General features: G+C 41.6%; 21 protein-coding genes. 14 read left to right on the top strand and 7 right to left on the bottom strand.

Annotated features, from left to right (window positions below):
- The first annotated feature begins 281 nt into the window (after window positions 1-281).
- From J2Z37_RS23805 to J2Z37_RS23835, 8 genes are all read left to right on the top strand, one after another.
- Window positions 282-716 carry a hypothetical protein gene (locus tag J2Z37_RS23805; RefSeq protein ID WP_209812835.1) on the top strand — a complete coding sequence of 145 codons (435 nt, stop codon included), beginning with the start codon at window positions 282-284 and terminating at the stop codon, window positions 714-716.
- A gap of 511 nt (window positions 717-1,227) precedes the next feature.
- Window positions 1,228-1,419, top strand: a complete 192-nt coding sequence (locus tag J2Z37_RS23810; protein WP_209812836.1) for a hypothetical protein — start codon at window positions 1,228-1,230, stop codon at window positions 1,417-1,419.
- Window positions 1,420-1,705: 286 nt separating this feature from the next.
- Complete coding sequence (locus J2Z37_RS23815) at window positions 1,706-2,737, top strand: site-specific integrase (RefSeq protein ID WP_209812837.1); 1,032 nt, start codon at window positions 1,706-1,708, stop codon at window positions 2,735-2,737.
- A gap of 201 nt (window positions 2,738-2,938) precedes the next feature.
- Window positions 2,939-3,073, top strand: a complete 135-nt coding sequence (locus J2Z37_RS25930; RefSeq protein WP_280922263.1) for a hypothetical protein — start codon at window positions 2,939-2,941, stop codon at window positions 3,071-3,073.
- Window positions 3,074-3,078: 5 nt separating this feature from the next.
- Window positions 3,079-3,438 (top strand): hypothetical protein, encoded by a 360-nt coding sequence (locus J2Z37_RS23820; RefSeq protein WP_209812838.1) that lies wholly within the window; start codon window positions 3,079-3,081, stop codon window positions 3,436-3,438.
- Window positions 3,439-3,442: 4 nt separating this feature from the next.
- Window positions 3,443-4,804 carry a hypothetical protein gene (locus tag J2Z37_RS23825; protein ID WP_209812839.1) on the top strand — a complete coding sequence of 454 codons (1,362 nt, stop codon included), beginning with the start codon at window positions 3,443-3,445 and terminating at the stop codon, window positions 4,802-4,804.
- Window positions 4,805-4,820: 16 nt separating this feature from the next.
- Window positions 4,821-9,188, top strand: a complete 4,368-nt coding sequence (locus J2Z37_RS23830) for a hypothetical protein (protein ID WP_209812840.1) — start codon at window positions 4,821-4,823, stop codon at window positions 9,186-9,188.
- A gap of 62 nt (window positions 9,189-9,250) precedes the next feature.
- Window positions 9,251-9,679, top strand: coding sequence for a hypothetical protein (locus tag J2Z37_RS23835; protein ID WP_209812841.1), 429 nt, complete (start codon window positions 9,251-9,253; stop codon window positions 9,677-9,679).
- 37 nt (window positions 9,680-9,716) lie between these two features.
- On the opposite strand, the gene hfq is transcribed toward J2Z37_RS23835, so the two are convergent.
- From hfq to J2Z37_RS23865, 6 genes are all read right to left on the bottom strand, one after another.
- Window positions 9,717-9,941, bottom strand: a complete 225-nt coding sequence (hfq, locus tag J2Z37_RS23840; protein ID WP_209812842.1) for an RNA chaperone Hfq — start codon at window positions 9,939-9,941, stop codon at window positions 9,717-9,719.
- A gap of 11 nt (window positions 9,942-9,952) precedes the next feature.
- Complete coding sequence (locus J2Z37_RS23845; RefSeq protein ID WP_209812843.1) at window positions 9,953-10,390, bottom strand: helix-turn-helix domain-containing protein; 438 nt, start codon at window positions 10,388-10,390, stop codon at window positions 9,953-9,955.
- Window positions 10,391-10,400: 10 nt separating this feature from the next.
- Window positions 10,401-11,345, bottom strand: coding sequence for a tyrosine-type recombinase/integrase (locus J2Z37_RS23850; RefSeq protein WP_209812844.1), 945 nt, complete (start codon window positions 11,343-11,345; stop codon window positions 10,401-10,403).
- A gap of 252 nt (window positions 11,346-11,597) precedes the next feature.
- Window positions 11,598-12,152: a hypothetical protein gene (locus J2Z37_RS23855; protein ID WP_209812845.1), complete on the bottom strand. Its 555-nt coding sequence runs from the start codon at window positions 12,150-12,152 to the stop codon at window positions 11,598-11,600.
- Window positions 12,153-12,235: 83 nt separating this feature from the next.
- A complete protein-coding gene (locus tag J2Z37_RS23860) occupies window positions 12,236-12,820 on the bottom strand; it encodes a restriction endonuclease (protein WP_209812846.1) in 585 nt (194 codons plus the stop codon).
- A 17-nt stretch (window positions 12,821-12,837) separates the two neighbouring features.
- Window positions 12,838-13,065, bottom strand: a complete 228-nt coding sequence (locus J2Z37_RS23865; protein WP_209812847.1) for a helix-turn-helix domain-containing protein — start codon at window positions 13,063-13,065, stop codon at window positions 12,838-12,840.
- A 185-nt stretch (window positions 13,066-13,250) separates the two neighbouring features.
- On the opposite strand from J2Z37_RS23865, the gene J2Z37_RS26055 reads away from it, so the two are divergent.
- From J2Z37_RS26055 to J2Z37_RS23885, 4 genes are read left to right on the top strand one after another with little or no spacing between them, the layout of a single operon-like run.
- Window positions 13,251-13,682 carry a SpoIIIAC/SpoIIIAD family protein gene (locus J2Z37_RS26055; protein ID WP_209812848.1) on the top strand — a complete coding sequence of 144 codons (432 nt, stop codon included), beginning with the start codon at window positions 13,251-13,253 and terminating at the stop codon, window positions 13,680-13,682.
- 12 nt (window positions 13,683-13,694) lie between these two features.
- Window positions 13,695-13,883, top strand: a complete 189-nt coding sequence (locus tag J2Z37_RS23875; protein WP_209812849.1) for a hypothetical protein — start codon at window positions 13,695-13,697, stop codon at window positions 13,881-13,883.
- Window positions 13,883-16,396 carry a type IV secretory system conjugative DNA transfer family protein gene (locus tag J2Z37_RS23880; RefSeq protein WP_209812850.1) on the top strand — a complete coding sequence of 838 codons (2,514 nt, stop codon included), beginning with the start codon at window positions 13,883-13,885 and terminating at the stop codon, window positions 16,394-16,396. Before J2Z37_RS23875 ends, J2Z37_RS23880 begins: the two co-directional genes overlap by 1 nt.
- Complete coding sequence (locus tag J2Z37_RS23885; RefSeq protein ID WP_209812851.1) at window positions 16,356-17,258, top strand: replication-relaxation family protein; 903 nt, start codon at window positions 16,356-16,358, stop codon at window positions 17,256-17,258. Before J2Z37_RS23880 ends, J2Z37_RS23885 begins: the two co-directional genes overlap by 41 nt.
- Window positions 17,259-17,271: 13 nt before the next feature.
- Here J2Z37_RS23885 and J2Z37_RS23890 read toward each other — a convergent pair whose 3' ends face one another.
- Complete coding sequence (locus J2Z37_RS23890; RefSeq protein WP_209812852.1) at window positions 17,272-17,628, bottom strand: YhjD family protein; 357 nt, start codon at window positions 17,626-17,628, stop codon at window positions 17,272-17,274.
- A 210-nt stretch (window positions 17,629-17,838) separates the two neighbouring features.
- Here J2Z37_RS23890 and J2Z37_RS23895 point away from each other — a divergent pair, with 210 nt between their 5' ends.
- Window positions 17,839-18,639: a ParA family protein gene (locus tag J2Z37_RS23895; RefSeq protein WP_209812853.1), complete on the top strand. Its 801-nt coding sequence runs from the start codon at window positions 17,839-17,841 to the stop codon at window positions 18,637-18,639.
- Window positions 18,623-19,009 (top strand): hypothetical protein, encoded by a 387-nt coding sequence (locus tag J2Z37_RS23900; RefSeq protein WP_209812854.1) that lies wholly within the window; start codon window positions 18,623-18,625, stop codon window positions 19,007-19,009. The genes J2Z37_RS23895 and J2Z37_RS23900 overlap by 17 nt, the downstream gene beginning before the upstream one ends.
- Window positions 19,010-19,037: the final 28 nt, after the last annotated feature.

Raw genomic sequence — 19,037 nt, forward strand, 5'->3', positions numbered from 1 at the left:
ATGGTGTTACGGGTATTACGGTGTTACGGCATGGTTAAAAGTCAGTCGTATCAAGGGTTGAGGGCTTGTTCAGGTGTAACACCAGGTGTAACACCAACCTATATTTTATGGTGTTACACTTATGCATAGAACTAATTTTTGTAAGGAAACTTTGAAAAATCGTGACATCGCAATGAGATTTCTTTAAAAGTTTTAAATTCTAATGATTTTTTGATACAAATGAAATAGGGGAATATTTTCTTAAGGTTTTATCACTAAGAGAAACGATTGGAGGGGAGAAATTGAGAAGATATTTTGTTCAAAAGGACAAAATGATGGAAACCTATCAACCGGATCAAGCTGACTTCGTCCTGGTAGAAAAATCAGAGCTGGATCAATTAGAACAAAAAATAAAAAACAGAGAGGAGCAGCTGCAGAGGCTACACCAAAAACTAACTGGCGAGAACTTGAAATTTAGATTAATCCATATAGATTATCTCGATGGTTATAGTAATCAGCGATATAAGAACGATCCTAAGATTTACGTTTCTATTCATTTACCCATAGCACACAAACCTGAAAACATGGAAAAGGCAAAAAGCTTAGTTGTATTTGTTTTTGAAAAGTATCTGGCAAATGGAAGATCATATAAGCTTCATTTTGCCCCTGGTGCTGGATGGTCTGTAAATCTTGAACTAACAAACGAGGAATTTGAAGCTTTCCAATTGCCTGAATGATTGATACAATAAGGACATACCTTTAATTTATTGATTAATTAGCTATTAGCGAGATGCTGTAGCACGGCGAGATGCCAAATGAACCTATTTTTGATTGTTTTTTTGCAACCATCACGCGATGGTTAGCGGTTAATCCTACGGGACATTGCTCTTTGGAGTACAGAGTTCCCCCTTGATTGGGGACCATGACCTTAACACGGGATAACTGTGCCTGTTTTTAGCCGGCCAGAAGAGAATCAATTCAGAAATAGGAAATGTGCTCTGGTGTTGTTATGTACGTCCCGGTTGATCCGAGTAGACGAGGTTAACGCACACCAAACAAGAGGAATTTGTAAATTGACAATTCAATCCGTAAGACGAAAACTATCATTTTGGTAGTATACGTCAAGGTGACCATATTGCAGGCGAGGTTGGCAAAAGAAAGAATGCCATGGACGTCCTTATGGGCTGTTAATGAAATCGATGGGAATGTTGTAATTTCCGTGTGATCTTCATTAGCAGCCCTTTTTATTTGGTCAAAGGAGCACATGAGCGATTAGCAGTTTTCAAATCCTTGATTCCAGCTACCGGGTCAAGCGATAAGCTGCTGATTGGAGTAACCAAAGGTAGATTGATCGAGATACAATGCCACGGATCGAACCAAGGGGATTACCTCTTGTGTGTGGATGAAAGAATCGTTCAATATGTTGCTGTCCATACATAGACAGTCGGATTGCAGGCGCCGTTACAGCCGATCGCCGCGGGGGGCGGTTTAAAAATACCAAGTGCACTTGAAAGGTGAAAAGTGCGACGACGCGAGGTCGGGAAATCGTAGAAGGTCTATCGTCTTCTGCTATCCAATGGGATAGTGAGCCGAAAGGTCTTTAGCTGAAATACGTTTTTTACGGTAACCTACTACGACCCCTTATCGCTTAATCATGTCACGGATTAGAGGGAGACCCTCAGCCCATTAACTTTTGAAAAATAATTAGGGAGGAGTCTTTTTTGTCATGCAAAAATTAGGGTCAATGAAATACCAGGTGGAAAGTGCGCTCAAGGTCATTAACTATATCGGTCAGTCCAAGCATGAGGCGAAAAAGAAGATTGGAAGCAACAAGGTGACCGGAATTTATAGCATTAAATATTTTCGAAAGGTCTTGGGGAGCAGCATTTTGTTCTCTCAGTTTGCCAAGCGTGAATTTAAGATCAAAAGCATTTTTGAGTTGCAGCCAGAGCATCATGCGGCCTACATCGACGAACTTCAGCAGAAGGAAGTAACCAAAGGGTATTTGACCAACGTAGAAAGCCATTTGCTAAAGCTTCAGACAGCAATGCGGTTAATATCCGAGAAGAATCACAGAAAGCCTGTAACATTTATGGAGAAGCGTTTGATTAGTTGGAAGGATAAGGAGAAGCCAAAAGATAGGAGTTACACTGAAGAAGAAATCCAAAAGCTTGAGCCCCACTTCTCCCGGGCTGTGGCCACTGCTATGCGTATGTCTCTTAATTTAGGATTCCGCACCGTAACGATTTGTAATATAAGAGTGGAACACGTAGTAACCCAGGAGGATGGGAGTCTACGGATTGAAATTCCGGACGGTAAAGGGATCACCAAAGGCGGACGTTTTCTATACCTGAATGTATCCTCTTCCTACGCCCCAGAATTGATTGGTTTGATTAAAAATAAAGGTCCAAAAGACAAAATACTCCCCCTCAAAGAAAACACGCTCAGACAGGGATTAAAACGCGCCTGTGAAGCTTCCGGTGTTGAGTCTGCCGGATTTCATGGATTCAGACACACATATGCCCGGAGGAGATTGGAACAAATCATGGGAGATCGTTTTACTGAGGGGAAAATAATGATCGATTATATCTTGAAAAACAGGGATCGCGGCCGGAGAATGGATGATGGAATATCCAAAGATCCCCTGGATCCTTATCGGAAGTCATTTGAATGGGTGCAGGATTGTGTAAACATAGTACACGGGGAGCTGGGACATGGTAAGAGTCGTTGGGCCCTTGTTGCGGTATATATGTCATAAAAAACAAGGTTTTGATAATGGCAGTTTCCACAACCATAAATATTTTCGCAGTCACAACATCAATACTAATATCCGTGTTATAATTAATGTTAAGGTTAATGTTAATATTAGTATATTCATTTTTTTATGAAAGTCCTTTACTCCTGCGGAATTTCCGGGAATAAAGGACTTTTTATTTTAATAAAGAAAGGGTGTTTGGTTTTGGGTCTATCAGCAGCCGCAAGACAATTAAGGAACTCAAAACGGAGGGAGTGGTACAAACAAAATAAGGAAAAGCAAAAGCAGTACAATGAGCGCTATTGGGAAAAGAAAGCTGAACAATTGCAAAGGGCGTGAGATGGATGGAAAACTTTCAGGTTAAAAACGTACTAACGGAAGCTTTGACCAACAGGTTTTTAGAACTTGGGGAAAAACGAAATAGTTTAACGCCAGATGAAATCAAGGAGTACATGGATCTTTACTACGAGATCACGGTAGCAAATAACCAGCTAATGGATGAACTGAATTCAAAGTTCAATGACTTAATTAATGATCAAGAGATCCTCCTTGGGAAAATATCGGAAATGTCGGATCAAAACAAGGCATTAGAAACCACATTGGAGGAATCCGAGTTTTGGATTAAAGTATATCGCCTTTTTCTATTTGAAAATGGACTGATAGAGGAATACGGCAAATGGTTAAAAACCAAAAACGAGGGGTGATAACATGGCAAGTTTAGCAGAGATTCAAAAACAGAATTTACAGCGATACATTACTCAGAATCCAAACAACCAAGACGCAGCTGCACGATTGCAAGCGTGGAATACGTCAGGGAGTGATCCTGGATCAGGGTACAAAGCACCTTCTCAGCCGACCCAACCGGCCCAAGCTAATGCGACGAACATCGTTCAACAAAACCCTATGCAAAAGGCGTTTGATGACTATTACAAGGTGATGAACAGTGGTTTTGGTGATGCGGAATCATTGGCACGAAATCAGGCGTCCCGGTTAGCACAAGAAAAGAAAGGTGCTTATCAAGCCTCTTTACAAAATGCTGCAACGAACAGAGATGTAGGACTTAGAGGGGTAGAAAGTAGTCTTGCAGACGCTAAACAGAGAACAGAGGAAACAGCCTTTCAACAGTATTTAGCTTCCCGGCAAAATATGGCCAACCGCGGCTTGAGTGGTCAAGGGTTAGCAAAGGATGAAGATACCCGCCTGCAGTTGGCTCACAACCGGGAGATCCTGGGGCATGAGCGAAATGCAGCAGATAGACGATATGCTATAGACCAAGCTTATAACGATCAATCTAAAGCGCTATACGATCAGATGGGACAAGTTAGCGAATCCGACCTATACAATGAGTTATTCGCCCAATACCGTTCTCAGGCGGCACAGGAACAATCGATGAAGGCACAGCAGCTAATGAGTTATATCAACGCCATGAACCAACAGCAACAGCAAGAATTGGACAATCAGTTTAGGCAAGATCAATTTGGACTCCAGAAAGAACAATTCCAATATGGCCAGGAACAGGATTCGCTCAATAGACGAGAAGCAGATAAGAACCGAAACCTTGAATTGGCCCAATGGTTTACTCAAAACTATGGGGTGCCAGTGGCTCCTAAAGAATCCTATCAAGGGCTACTTAACCAGGTTCAAGGAATCAAGCCACTTAAAGTCCAAGAATTTGAAGAGGATAAACGTAGGTTTGGACTTAACTATGCCCTTGAACAACAGGCTAAATCTATTTCGGCTATGAATGCACAAACTTCACGGATGAGTGCTAATAATTCAGCATCAAACGCTAACTTTAACCGAATGATGGATATTTGGAAAGCAACAGGGGTAGCACCTTCTGGTATTTCAGGTGTTGAAGCAGGCACACCTTGGTACCAAGGGACAAAAACAACAAATTACAATTACAAAACGGACCCAGACTTCGCTGAGGACGTTGGAAGCGTAATGACTACCCCGGAAAAATCATTGCAAATGCTCACTTCAAACGCCCAGCGATTCATCCAGAAATACGGGTATGAAGGTTATCAGGACCTAATGAAGGCTGCAAGATCCCAAATTGAGGAATAAAAGGGGGTGACCATTTATGGCTGGATTGTTCAATCAATTAGGTAATCAAGGATCATCCGGGGAAAGAAAAAACAAAGGGTTAATTAATTCCTTATTGGAGGAAGAAAGTAAAAAAAATAGAAAAATGGTTTCAGGGGCATTTAATAATGCCCTTGAAATAGATAATCAATTAAAACATGAGGAAAAGGAAAGAAAAAGACAGGTTGTTGTGGATTCCTTTAAAAACACCATTAATTCGAAAAACCAAATAAACATAAGCCCATCAAAAACAGGTGGGCTTTCCGTAGCAAAGCCTGAAGGGTTATGGGGACAGACGAAGGAAGCAGCAAAAGACACTTTCGATTTCCTTTTTGAAAAGCTTCCAAAGGGGTCATTGAATACTTATGACAAGTCTATTCGTCCGGTGTTTGATGAAGTTGGTTCCACTCTTCTTGATAACCCGGTGGGTAAAGCATTGGCAAGCGGAAATCTGTTTTACGAAAAAGCAATTGAAGGGATGACCAATAGGGCGCAAAAAACAGAGGTTCAGAACCCCATTACGGCATTTACCGAGGGTTTTAATAATCCTAAAAAGGTGAAAAGCGGTCAGGTTTTGTTTAACGAAAACTACACGGGTGGGGCTAATATCCCCGGCATGGTGGATTTGGCAGGATTGTCCCATATGAAAAGTGGGATGAAAACACCGGGTATCTCAGAATTAGGTGGGTTGGGTGTTGATATTGCTCTTGATCCACTTAATGTGCCGATCTTCAAAGGTGCTAAATTCCTTGGTGGTAAAGCCAATGAGTTAACACAAAATGTGGCTTTATCAAGGGCAATAAATAAGGCTCAACCAATCGGCAAAAATCCGCTTTCCGAGGTAGTAAATAGACCTGCACAGGTTCAGCAAGTCAATCCGATTATGGAAATTATAGAGCAATCGAAATTAAAACCAAACCAGGGACCATTATCACAAGGGAAATTCAAGGTGAGCACCCCGGCATCTAATCAATTGGAAGATCTATACTCCATCGCCAAGGAAAGAGGGTTGCCGCCTGGTAGAGAGTACGAATATCTGCAAGGTCTTTGGTCTGAGATTGCACCACCAACGGCAGGATCTCTGGATGATCTAATCAAAGCAGCTACCAAAGAAGGTTCTGTATCAGATATGGTGAGGACCGGGGCTAAAAATTTACAGAAAGCCAAAGAGGCGCAAAAATACGGCATTTATCAGCCTCTTAAATTGGGCGAGAAGGAAATTTCAAAGACTGTTAATGTAATTGACCCGTTCCCTACTTTTAAAGGCAATGAAGCTGCTCTTGATCTTTCTAAGCTACCAAAGAAAGACCTAACAAAGTCTCCTTTTGATGTTATCCCTAAAGGTAAGCCAATATTAAACGAGCAAATTACACCAGTAAAACAAATTGATGAAGTGGCAGCTACCGTGGCAGAAACACCCAAAAACTCCTCACAATCTATTTTGAAGAATGAGAAGGAAAGAGGGTTTATAGAAACTCTAAAGGAATCTCCGAAGTCCTCTCAGCCGTTTTTAGAAGGGTTGGAAGGTAAAGGAAAATACAAACCTATTACCAATGCAGAAACGGCAGAACAAGCTAATAGACGGGTGGCTCACAACATCGATGAAGCAGCAGGATATGTCTTAGGGGCAGGCAAAAATAATGAGCATGTAACACCTGAACATATAGCCACTGGACTAAGGTTAATAGATGAATTCCAGAAGCAAGGGAACCACCAAAGGGCGGTTGATATAGCAGAGAAAATTGCAGAATTGGGAACGAAAGCCGGTCAATCCGTTCAGGCATTCTCTATTTATAACCGTTTATCTCCAGAGGGGATCTTACTCCATGCGCAGCGAATAGCGAGCAGGGTAAATGAGCGGTTAAGACCGGGAGAAACACCGGTTAAGGTTACGAATGAAATGGCTTCACAGCTAACGGACTTAGCCACTACTGTAAAAGCAATGGAGGGGGCTAACCAATCGGCAAATAATGTCATTTCCCTAATGGAAAAAGCCAAGTCCGGGAAAAAACTAACGGCTGATGAATTGAAGGAAGTACAGCGATTTGCTCAAGAGGCGAAAAAGGTTATAGGCGACCAAGCACCTAAACCGAAGAAAGCTCCTTCAGTACCTAAAGAACCGGCCGTCAGAAAACAGGTCATTTCCTTCCTGGAACAACAAGAGAAGGCAGCAAGGGAACGAATTGCAGCCCGAAAAGGAAGAATGAATTCCTTGCCTGTCGATGAACTTGCAGATTACGCAATCATAGGAGCTTCCAAAATGGGGAAAGGTGCTGTGAAATTCTCGATTTGGTCCGAGCAAATGGTCAAAGAGTTTGGGGAAGATATCAGGCCACACCTTGCAGCAATCTACGATAAAGCGGTTGAAACGATTGAAAACCATGTCACGGCGATCAGCAGAACAAGGCTGAGTGATGTTGAGAAGATCACCAACAAAGCTTTAAAGGCTAATGGGATTGACCCGACTGAAGCGGAAAACCTTAGAAAAATGGCAACGGAAATATCCAAGTTGACCGGAGAACAGAAGATTGAAGCCATGCAAGAGCTGCAAGCCACATTACAGCTTTTAGATAAGCCGACATTCTTGCAAAAGGTATCCTCTTTCCAAACCCAGGCCCAATTATTGAACCCTAAAACCCTGCTTACAAGAAACCCGTTAGGAAACGAGTTATTCTACCGACTGGAACGGATCAATAAGTATCTGTCCACCCCGATCGACTGGACAAGATCCAAGATAACCGGGGGAGAACGGACTGTAACCTTCCATACAGCAGGGCAAGGAGGATACTGGAAAGGATTCATTAAAGGGGCTAAGGCAGGGTGGAAAGGCGTGAATGTGAATGGTTTGGAAACACAATTTGACCTAAGAGGGCCGGCTTTCCGTGGCAAGTGGAACCCATTGACATATACAGAAAAGATGCTGGGGGCATCCCTTAGGTCCTTTGATAATGCCGCATATGAAAGAGCCGTAAATCAAACCATCGGGGAAATGGCAACACTCAGAGCGATCAACGAGGGGTTAACCGGGCAAGCAAAGAAAGAAGCTATTCAGCGCTACATGCACCAAATGAACGAAAATGGATTAGCAATCGCTCAAGAATACGGGAAGTATATCACCTTTCAGGATAACAATTTGCTTTCAATGAAACTCCAAAATTTAAAACGAGGATTAAATTCACTAAACAAATTTGTTGGGGTCAATGATAATTCATGGGGTGTTGGTGATATTCTACTAAAATACCCAAAAACCCCTGGTGCATTAGTCATGAGGGCAATTGAATACAGCCCGGCAGGGTTCCTCAGAGGCTTATATATTGCTTCTGAACCGTTCTTCCGCAAAGGGGTAGAGAAGAACACCCGAGAGGCTACCCAAGCCATTGCAAGAGCCATTACAGGAAGCATGGGGATCACAGGATTAGGGTGGTTCTTGGCTGATGCGGGTATCCTTACCGGGTCCGCAGAGGATGACTATGAAATCCAATCATTGCAGAGAGCCATTGGAGAAGGGGATTTCAAATTCAATCTATCTGCCATGAAAAGATTTGTATTGAGCGGTTTTGACCGTGAAGCTGCTCAAACACAAAAGGGAGACACCCTTGTTACTTACGATTGGGCGCAGCCAGTGGCTATCTCTGCATCCGTAGGGGCTAACATCAGCCAGAATATCCAAAAGAATCGAGACCCGTTGGAGAATGCGGAAAGTGTAGTAACAAACTCTATCTTAGGCGGGTTCGGAACCATAGCCCAGCAACCTGTTTTAGAGGGAATCACCAAGCCTTTCAGGGGATACGATTTGAAGGAAAGTTCGATGGATACGGCGAAAGAAATTCCTGCTTCGTTTGTTCCAACATTCCTGAATCAGATCCGTCAGGCGAAGGATAACACCGGGCGTTCAACTTATGACCCGAAAGGATGGGAAGAAATAAAAAACAAGATAAAATACAAGGTTCCAGGGCTCTCCCACAAATTACCGAGGGCATTTGATACCCTGGGAAGACCGAGGGAAGTTTATCAGGATGGGTCTAACAGCTTGTTCAATGTGTTCCTGAACCCCGCTTTTGTAAGCAAATACAATCCGACCCCAGAGGAGCAGCTTATTGTTGATTTGTATAAACGAACAGGTGATAAAACGATAGCCCCAAGGATTCCGCTCAAGTCCTTGCGGATCGATGGGGAAACAGTCAAGCTAACACCTGAACAATACTCACAGCTACAACGGATTGTAGGGGAAGAAACAATGAAGAGGTTAGAAAAAGTTAATCCTAACGCTTCCGATGAGGCAAAGATTAAGAAGATCGGTGATATACTGAACGAAGCTGGGAGACGCGGGCGGGAACAGATTAAAAAGGAATATAATATCAAATAGGACCCCAAAAAGGGGTTCTTTTTTCCTTTTATACTGGTAATATGTGGTTAGAGGTGATCTAAATGGAGCGGTTGATTTATAAGCTGAAAAGGTTCTGGACATTGGAAGATTTCCATGGGATAAGAGCGTTCATTTTGATCTTTATTGCTACTGTGACGTATTTCTATCATGATAATGTAACACCACATGTGTTTAGCGAAGGGCTTTTTTATTCTGCAATCGTTTGGGTTGGATATTTTCTGCTTTTCTTTTTCTCAAAGGGGAAACTTGTAACTCGTGATATTAAAGATCAAATATACAAATTCATACAGGAATCAAAGGAAGGGAAGCATGATCCTGTGGTTGTTCAGGAATTATCGGAACGGTACATAGATATATTGGATAAATTCAAAGATGCCGAGGCTAATGAGATGATTCAAACATTAAGTGGTATACAACAAGGTGCAAGGGTAATCAACAAAAGGAATAGTGAAACAACGGCTTCTACGTAAAATAAAAAAAGCTGCTGAATAGCAGCTTGGTGCTCTTTTATTCACTTGCTGCCAATGAGACTAATTTGGCGGGAATGATCGTTGATACTGCATGTTTGTAAATCATTTGTTGCTTTCCATCGGCCATCACAATGATGATAAAATTATCAAATGCAGAGATATTCCCACGAACCTGGAACCCATTGACTAAGAAGATGGTTACCGGGATTTTTTCTTTTCTGACCACGTTTAAAAAGTTTTCTTGGATGGTGTTGATATTCATTGGTTTCCTCCTTATCTGATCCATGAAATCATATCTTCAAGATCCTGTTGGTTGAATGCTACAAAAAAGTAACTATCCGACAGCTTATCGAATTTAAAAATACTAACAATATCTGAAATCACATAGACTTCATAAGCCCTTGCCCCATGTTTTTCTTTGAGTTTAATATTTTTATGGATTACTCCGTTCTTTTTGTCTTCATCAATAACCCACCTAATGTGATCTACGAACGCCTTAGATGTTAATTTTTCAAGGGTATCCCAATCAAATTCTATTTCCTTTATTTTGGTGGTTTGTGGTTGCGTAAATGATTGTAAATCTTCTTCTCTGATCCTCCATAGCCTTCCTGTTTTTACACCTGGTAAATTACCTTTTCTAAGCCATTCGCGAATTGTTTTAGGGGATACACCAAGTGTATCGGCCGCTTCCTCTGGACTGAATAGTTTCATTTTGTGCCTCCTACGCTAAATCAGCTAATAAATCAGTAACCTTCTTTTGTTGGTTCACACGTCGATCTTCATAGACCATAACGGTTTCAACCTTTGCATGGCGACTTAATTTCTGCACTAAAGCTACATTTCCGTTTGTTGCTTCCAAGGCTGCGGTAATAGATGTGTGGCGTAATCTGTGGGGGCTCATTGTTTTAGTGATTCCAGCTTTCTTTGCAATTCCTTTAATGATCTTGGATAACCCTTCACCGGTCAATCTATTTCCTTTGAAGCTTCTGTCCAGGGCAATGAACAAGGGATCACCTGGTTTTATTTCTTCTCGAGTATCTAACCATTCTAAGATGGCTTCTTTGGTTTTCTCAGATAGGTTCATTGATACCTTTTGAGTGCCTTTTCCTTTACCTAAAACAGATACGGTTGAAAGCTCCGGGTCAAAGTCCTCTAAATTAAGTTTTGAAACTTCACCCCGGCGAAGAGCGAGCTCCCAGAAGATACGCAGGATAGCATAATCACGTTTACCTTTTACTGCTTTGCGGTTAGGGATCTTCAACATCTCCGCAATTTGTTGAACAGTAACGCCTGTGGTATCCCGATAAGATTCAACCTTTTCCCCTTCCACATCGTCTAATTTCCAATCGCACATATCCACCCTTCGCGCATGGTTTACAAGGGAACGGATCGCGGCCAACCGTCTGTTAATAGTAGCTTCCTTCAAACCACGTTCAATAAGGGATGCTTTGTATCGCAAAACTACAGTCACCGCCTGGGAACGGGTCAGCTTTAAAAATTGTTGAACCACACCAGGGGAAGATGTTCTTCCTGTAACGGTTTGAAAAAAATCTTCCAGGTCATTCCTGTAGGCGCGCTTTGTATTCTCACTTCGCTTATCTGCTACCAATTCCGAAATTAAATCTTGCTGAACAAGCTGGTTATTGAATGAAGCCTCCATTAACATGGTATACCCCTCCTCTATGATACATTATGTCCGTTTGTGTCTGTTTATATCCGTATAATATACTTTAATTGATGCATTGTCAAATGATTCCAACTGGCAAAGATAAAAAAATATGGTTGTGATAATCGCACTTTACGCAACCTTGAAAAATCCAAATAAAAAAAGCACCTAATATTGGTGCTAATGTGATTGTTAATACTAACATTTATATTAATGTTTATAATAATTTAATCACGTTATTTTTGGTTGTGATTAGTTCCCTAAAATTTTTGTTATGGCATCCCAAGTTGTTTTTGCAAAATTAAATAGTTGCGCGGCGGTTTCAATGTCACCGCGAAACTTACCTATTTCAGTCATGACTTTTCGATATTTAGATTCAGCTTCCTTTTTATTCGGTGATTTGGCTATCTCTAATATTTGAACGAGCAATTTAAATACTTCTTCTTGTTTTTCTTCGTTCTTTTGAAGAAGTAATACCATATCGGATAAATTAGCGGTATTTTTCTCAATTCCCTGAAGGGCAGATAATACACTTTGTTTGTACTCTTCATCTTTCCTAATTTTTTCTTGTTTTGCTTCGTCCAACTTTTTTAACTTCTGGATTAGACTTTCGTTCTCTCTATCTTCGGGGGGATTAATCAATCTGGCGATTTGGTTTTGCCGTTCAATAGCTTTTGATAAAGGGTTAGGTTGAAGCATAGCGTTCCATTTGTGCTGATCGGCAATAGCCTTTTTCATCGGATTATTTAGCGCAATCTTCCAATTGAGATTTTCATTTTGGGAATTTCCGTTATTTTCGTCCGTCATACCTTAATCCCTCCTTAGCATGACTATTCCACAGAGAGAGATGATTATCCTTTCATAAAAAACGCTGCCGTTAAGCAGCAGCTTTAAATTTCTCCAATTTCAATTGGTATGAAGCTTTCCCTTGTTTTCTCCATGGCGTTTACCCAAAGCTCTATAAATTGGTCACCGTTAATGAGTTCAATTCCCAGCCCTTTTGCGTATTCTACTGCATTTTCGTTGTAGCTGCTTGTAGTTACTACAAATCCACCTTTAGCCCCTTGCTTAACCATTTGGCTATGAAGAACCGCGATAGGAACATAGTTCACGATATCATTGGGAGCATAGCATTTTACTTGGCCCAAGTACAAACCATCATCCCTAAAGTGGCGAATATCAATCCCACCGTCATTAGAACCTCTTGTAACCTCTGCGGATCCATTTAAATTCGTTTCCATGACCTGTGCTACAAAGCGCTCAAAGTCATAAGGGGTATCCTCTGTTTTCCCTTCCTCTTTCTTGAAGCGATTGTATATCCCTATAAGCAAAGTTTTATGAAGGTCATCCCTTACGGAAAAGAGATTCCCCACCCTGGACATGATGCTATTAACTTCTTTGCGGTGTTTGTTTTTAATAAACCAAACATAGTAAAAGCCACCAGCTATTAAGAGCATGATAATTATCGATCCCATTCTTCTTCTTTCCTCCTTTACATACTCCAAAAATCGTCGTAATCAACATTCTTTCCCAGATCACGCAGAGCTTTTATGATCTTAGCTGCACTCTTCATGGATGGAAGGAACGCATCCCCGCTACATATCCGGCTTATCGTCGATTTATTGACTCCGCTTCGTTTTACCAAATCCTCTTGTGAGATTCCTTGCTTATCTAACCATTTTCCGAACTTGGAACGCGGCTTTCCCAGACCCCAGGGCATTACTCATACCTCCATTACTCGATTAACTAATATCAAGCATGGTCAAAAATTTCTTTTTTCAAACGTTGCTAAAAAGAGAAACATGGACAATCAGCAGCCCATATCTTAAACCATGGGCGTTGTATTTTAGGCTGTATTTTCGCCCGTATCAACTATGAGGGATACACCCAAGGAGGGCATTAACCGTGGAATATCAAGTATTGGGTAAGCTTTCTGAATTGGCTACTCTATCGAAACAGTTTCCTTCTCTTGTTTCTTTAGAAGTGATTGTTCATCAATCTTCTTACTTTTGGGGGTGGGTGGAGAAAAACAAAAAAATGATTAATCGATTGGGTAGGGTAGTACCCTTGGTCACCTATGCTATGTTTAAGCCCACCTTTGCTTTTGCCGCCACAGCAGCCGGGGGCTTAGGTTTCTTTGCCGGGCATGGGGTGATCCTGCTGCACATGCTTATTGTTGGCTTCCTTACTCTATTGGTAACTACATTCTTGAAGTTTACTGGCAGAGGGGATCTTGCCCCGTTGGTCGTCTTTGTTGGTGGGGGAATTATCCTTTATGAAGTGATTGGGCTATTCAATGCCATTTATAAAGCTATAGCCACATTCCTTCAGGTTTAGGTGGTGATATCCGTGAATCTTGAATCATTGATTATCAAATATACCTTGGGGGCTGTCTTTGTTGGTGTGACCCTTCTGTTTGCAGGGAAGGTCATTGTTCTTGTAGTTTCTTACCTGAAGATCAAAGGATTATCTATCATCACCGGGGAGGCCGTAAGGGAGTGGATATTTGACGCTATCTGGAATGGAGGGAAAGAGTAATGTTGTTCAAGGCTGCTTTTTATCCAGTCAACCGAAAAGCATTAAATAAAGCCTCTGAAGAGGGGAAGCATTATCAGATTTACGTAGAAAAAGAGGCTGAGTTTAAGCCCAGCCAATACAATAATTTTTTTGATTCTCTCTATACAATTTATGACCCGAAACACCGGAATAGATGGGTTTCCTTTGAGTTTTGGGGGACCCATAAGGGAATAGGGCTTTACTCTTGGTTGTCCGGGGGAGTGTCCGCAGACTTCATGCAATCCAATATAAATTCGGTCCATCCGGCGGCTGAAATAGTCCCCGTTGAAAAGGATTATGCTGCCTTTGGAAAGCATTATGGGAAGGACGTTTCTTGTGCCACTCTCGAGTTAGATAGTCATTACCTGTTTAATCTTCTTCAATCGGATGGGGAAAGGGCAGGGGCGGACGTTATGGCTTCCCTCTGTTCCTCTATGCAAAACTTAGGGGACCATGAGGAAGTAGCTGTCCAGTTCCTTTTACGCCCGGTTCATTACAAAGCCCTCAATATTGTCATGGCTTACTATGACCTTTACAAGAAATACGGAAAACGCCCAAGTAAACTTCACTATCCCTACGCAAAATACAATCCCTATCTTGAAGTCCCCAAAGCACTCATAGGAGCTGCCAAACATACCGTTCTTGGTTCGGCCGGGGCAAAGGAACACACTCAAAGCCTTACACCCATTCAAAAGAAACTTGAGGCAGGAGTTTTCTTTGATTTACTCATTCGGATTGTTACTATATCAGACCAATGGGGGAAAGCCTCTGATCGCTTAACGTCCGTCATTAGTGCTTTTGCCCCCACAACCGATAAGAACCGCTTCAGACCTTACCGCAGCTATTTTGATAAGACCTACTTCAATTTGTTTAAAGTGCAAAACCGTAGTAAATTCCTGAAGGACTTTGAAAGTAGGAGAGTCCACACCTACCCCATAGAAAACTATGTCACCCCGGCAGAACTGGCAACCGTTCTACACTTTCCAAGTAAAGATATTCCCGGCGTGATCCGGCTAAGAAGTAAGAAGATCCCCGTTCCAGATGGGGTGATCAAATATGATTCAGTGGAAGAGGCATGGAAGGATGGGGCTATAGTTTTTGGGGTTTCTAACTTTAGGGGCAGAAAGAAGTATCTCGCCTTTAAGGACATTAGAATGCTGATGCAGCACAGCTACATTATAGGGGCAACCGGGTCCGGGAAGTCATACCTTTTGACCTTTATTGCCCTGCAAATTTCACGGCATACGGGATTTACGTTCTTTGATGTGAAAGGCGATATAGTAGACCTTTTGTTAGAGCATTTGCCCGAAAGTGAATGGCATAGAGTGGTTTATATTGACCTTCAGGAAGATGAATGGTTTATCCCTTTCAATGTGCTTCGACAACCGGGAATGACGGTTTATAATCTCGCTACCATGATTGTAGGTGTATTTGTTAAGGTGTTTTCTTCTGGGTCCATCAAAGAACACTCCCAAACCATCCTACGGCAAGCCCTTATTTCAGTAATCGCCACTGATCCGAAAGGGTCCTTACTCGAAGTTTACCGCATGTTCACGGATGAAAACTATTTAGATGCCACAATCAAAAAGCTCGAAGCCAATGGGGAATATCCTGACGTTTTGAATTACTGGAAGAATACCTATAAGCCCATGAAACCATCTGCCCGGAAGAATGAGGCAGGGGCGATCCTTAACAAGCTTCAAACCATCACACAAAACGAACGACCACGCTATACCCTTTCCCAAACGGATAATATCTTGAAATGGCGTAGAATGATGGATCAAAAGGCTATTATCCTTGTGAACCTTTCCATGGGACAGAATGAGGATGAAATCCTTAATTTCTTTGGTACTCTTTTTACCGCCTTTATCAGTAAAGCTACCTTTAGCCGGGATGATACCAGGGAGGAAAACAGGGTCCCTCACTTGTTTTTCTTGGATGAATTTGAACGATTTGTTCATCAAGGGGCTGAAATGGCGAAATTCCTTGAAATGTCCCGTAGTTATGGGCTTGGTTTGGTTCTCGCCCATCAATCCGTAAAACAAATTCCAGAGGATCTTTTAGGGATGATTGAAGATAATACCTTTTCCCAAATCACTCTAAACATAGGAACTGGATCCAACACTAAAATATCTAAGATGTTCCCCGGTGTGCATCCAGAGGACTTGATAAACCTTGATAACTACCAAGGTTTTGCCCGGTTTAAAAAGCTTCATCCTGCCCCGTTTACCTTCGATTCCATTGACGTAAGGGACCACTACCAAAGCATAGGGCATGACAAGGTAAAACGGTTTAAGGATAACTACAAACGGCAGAACTATAAGCATTTATTAGCCATTAAAGAGGAGATCAACGAACGCTACAGCCTGGTTGAAAAAAACCTTATCACCGAAGAAGAAAGCCCAGGGATCAGGGGGAATGCTTCAGGACAACTAAGGAAAGGGGCTTCTCGAAATGGAAAGGTTATTGAAAAGCCGCAAGTTATCCCGTTATGAACGGAAGGAAGAGGATATAAAACCAAGGGAGGCATTACAGAAGGCTACACTTACCCAACGTGATAGGGAAGTTCTCCTTTCCCTTTACTATCACCGTTGCCTTACCACTGAACAGATTGCAGAAATGCACTTTCGATTTAATGACCACGGCAAAGAAAACTCCCAAGCGTTAGTTATTGCAAGGCGTAGGCTTCGTAAGCTGTTTGATCTAAAGCTTATTGACCGTTTCTTTATCAACGTAGGAGAGAATAACGGCAGCTCACAAGCCCATATGATACTGGATCAATTGGGGGCGAGGATTGTTGCCGGGATATTGAACACCACTGTTCAAGATTTAGGATGGAAGTATGAAATGAACGCAGTCCGGCTGCCATACTTAGACCACATGTTGGAGGTAAATGACTTTTACCTTTGCTTGTTACGTGCCGCCAGGTCTAAAGGGCATGAGATAGGCGAATTTAAAACAGAGAATCTTACCCGGTATGAGTTTAAACACGGGTCCCGGATCATCTTCAATCCAGATGCCTATGGAACATACTTCGCAGGGGAAACGGGCTTTCACTTCTTTCACGAACGGGACCGGGGGACCATGACGCTGGATACATTTCAGAAGAAGCATAGACGATACGCAGCTTTCTATCAGTCTGAAGAATACCTGAATTACTTTGACAGCTTCCCCCTTGTTTTGACCGTTGCCCCTACATGGGAAAGGGCTTTGGCCTTGAGGGAATGTATCTATGCCATTGATAACACGGATATACAGTGGCTTTTTACCTCGGATGATTTAGCGAAGACAAATGTGCTGGGACCAATATGGATAGGAAAAGAAAATCACCCGGTTAGCCTTATACCCCTTTCATAAGAGAGGGGATTTTTTATTCAACCCCAAAGTAACTTTTCATCACTTCTTCTACGTTTTGCTTTACCACATGCCACGGAAGCGAAGTCACATGATGGTAGCCACGGATCACATATTTAATTTCTACCTCTGTTTCCGTCCGTTTTTCCTCATACACCTTGATGCCATTGGAGCGAAATAAACGCCGGGCATCATACCATTCCTTTTCCGCCTTCTTCAAAGCAGATTCCATTAGGGCAATGTATGGCCCCTTTGTTTTAATTTCTGATTCCTCAAGGATTTTCTTATCCCGGTGAAGCACAGTGATCACCATTGGAATGATAACGGAACGTTTAATAGCTTGCATTTCTTCATCCGTTGGGAACTGAACCATTTGTTATCACCTTTCATCAAAAGTTAGGCGAGTTTCTGTAATCCAATATAGTAAAAATGATGTTCAATTTTATACTGAAACAGACTAACAACCTAACTATACCTAAAAAGTAGGATTTACTGAAAATCCATGGAAAGGTATTATAGGTGTTAACATTAATGTTAATGCTTTTGTTAAGGTGAACAAAATATTAATAGGGGAGGGGAAAATATGGCGAAAGTATGGGCAATTTCAACCAATAAGGGCGGGGTTTTAAAAACAACCGTCACAACCAACCTGGCTGGTGTTTTATCACAACAGGGGAAAATGGTGCTCATCATTGATACTGACAATCAGGGCAACGTAGCTTTAACATTTGGGATTAATCCGGATCAATTAGAAAGAACCCTATATGATGTTTTAATCGATGGCATAGATCCAGAAGAAGCGATCGTTAAAGGATATGACAATATTGATATTCTACCGGCTAATGATGATATGGCGTTCTTTGAATTTGATTGTTTAACCGAAAGGGAGAAGTATCCAAGGCCGTTTTCGCTGCTTAAAAATGCCGTAGATAAGCTACGTTCCAAATACGATTATATTTTAGTTGATACGCCTCCAAATCTCGGGTTAACACAGGGGAATGTGCTTAGCTTTGTGGATAGTGTTTTAATTCCCTTCCAGCCGGAGAACTACAGTATGAGGAGTTTGGTGAAAATCCTAAAGGCCATTGATGGGTTCAAAGAGAAACACAATCCCAGTCTATCTGTTATAGGGATTGTAGCCACTCTTGTTGATGCTCGTACAAACCTACATACTACAGTCCTGCAGGAATGCCGTAAATTTTGCTTTGAAAAGAACATCCGTCTATTTGATACAGTAATTCCGCGGTCCATTCGCTTTGCTTCAAGTGTAGCTTATGACCGCTTACCAGCAACATTAACGGATAAAAACAATCAAATTGTTGGGTATTATTTTGAGTTGTTAAATGAAATTGAGGAGGCTGAATCAAGTGGCTCGAAAAAATAGAAGTATAGCTGGATTTGGTGAGGTTGCTAACGAAAAAATTAACGACAACAGTAATAACAATGTTAATAGTAATGGAAATATAGACATTGACGATAACAAAGAAGATGACGTTAGCATTAATATTAATAATAATGATGATTTAAACGAAGTTGATGAAAATAAAGCAGAAGATGAGGGAATGGATTATTTAGATCAGTTAATTGAAGGTGGAAAAAAGAAAAAGGATGAGTCTGTTCTTACGGGTATTTATTTGCAGAAAGATATCGCCCAAATCCTGGACAGGTTAGGTAAGAAAGGTGGAAGAGGTGCAAAATCAAGAATCGTTAATGATAGCTTGCGAAAAGTCTTTGCTGAAAAAGGACTCTTATAGATTGCATAATTAAAGAGAGAGGGAAACA

Origin of the sequence: Ammoniphilus resinae, from assembly GCF_017873965.1 — a bacterium.
In the GTDB taxonomy this organism is placed as follows: domain Bacteria; phylum Bacillota; class Bacilli; order Aneurinibacillales; family RAOX-1; genus Ammoniphilus_A; species Ammoniphilus_A resinae.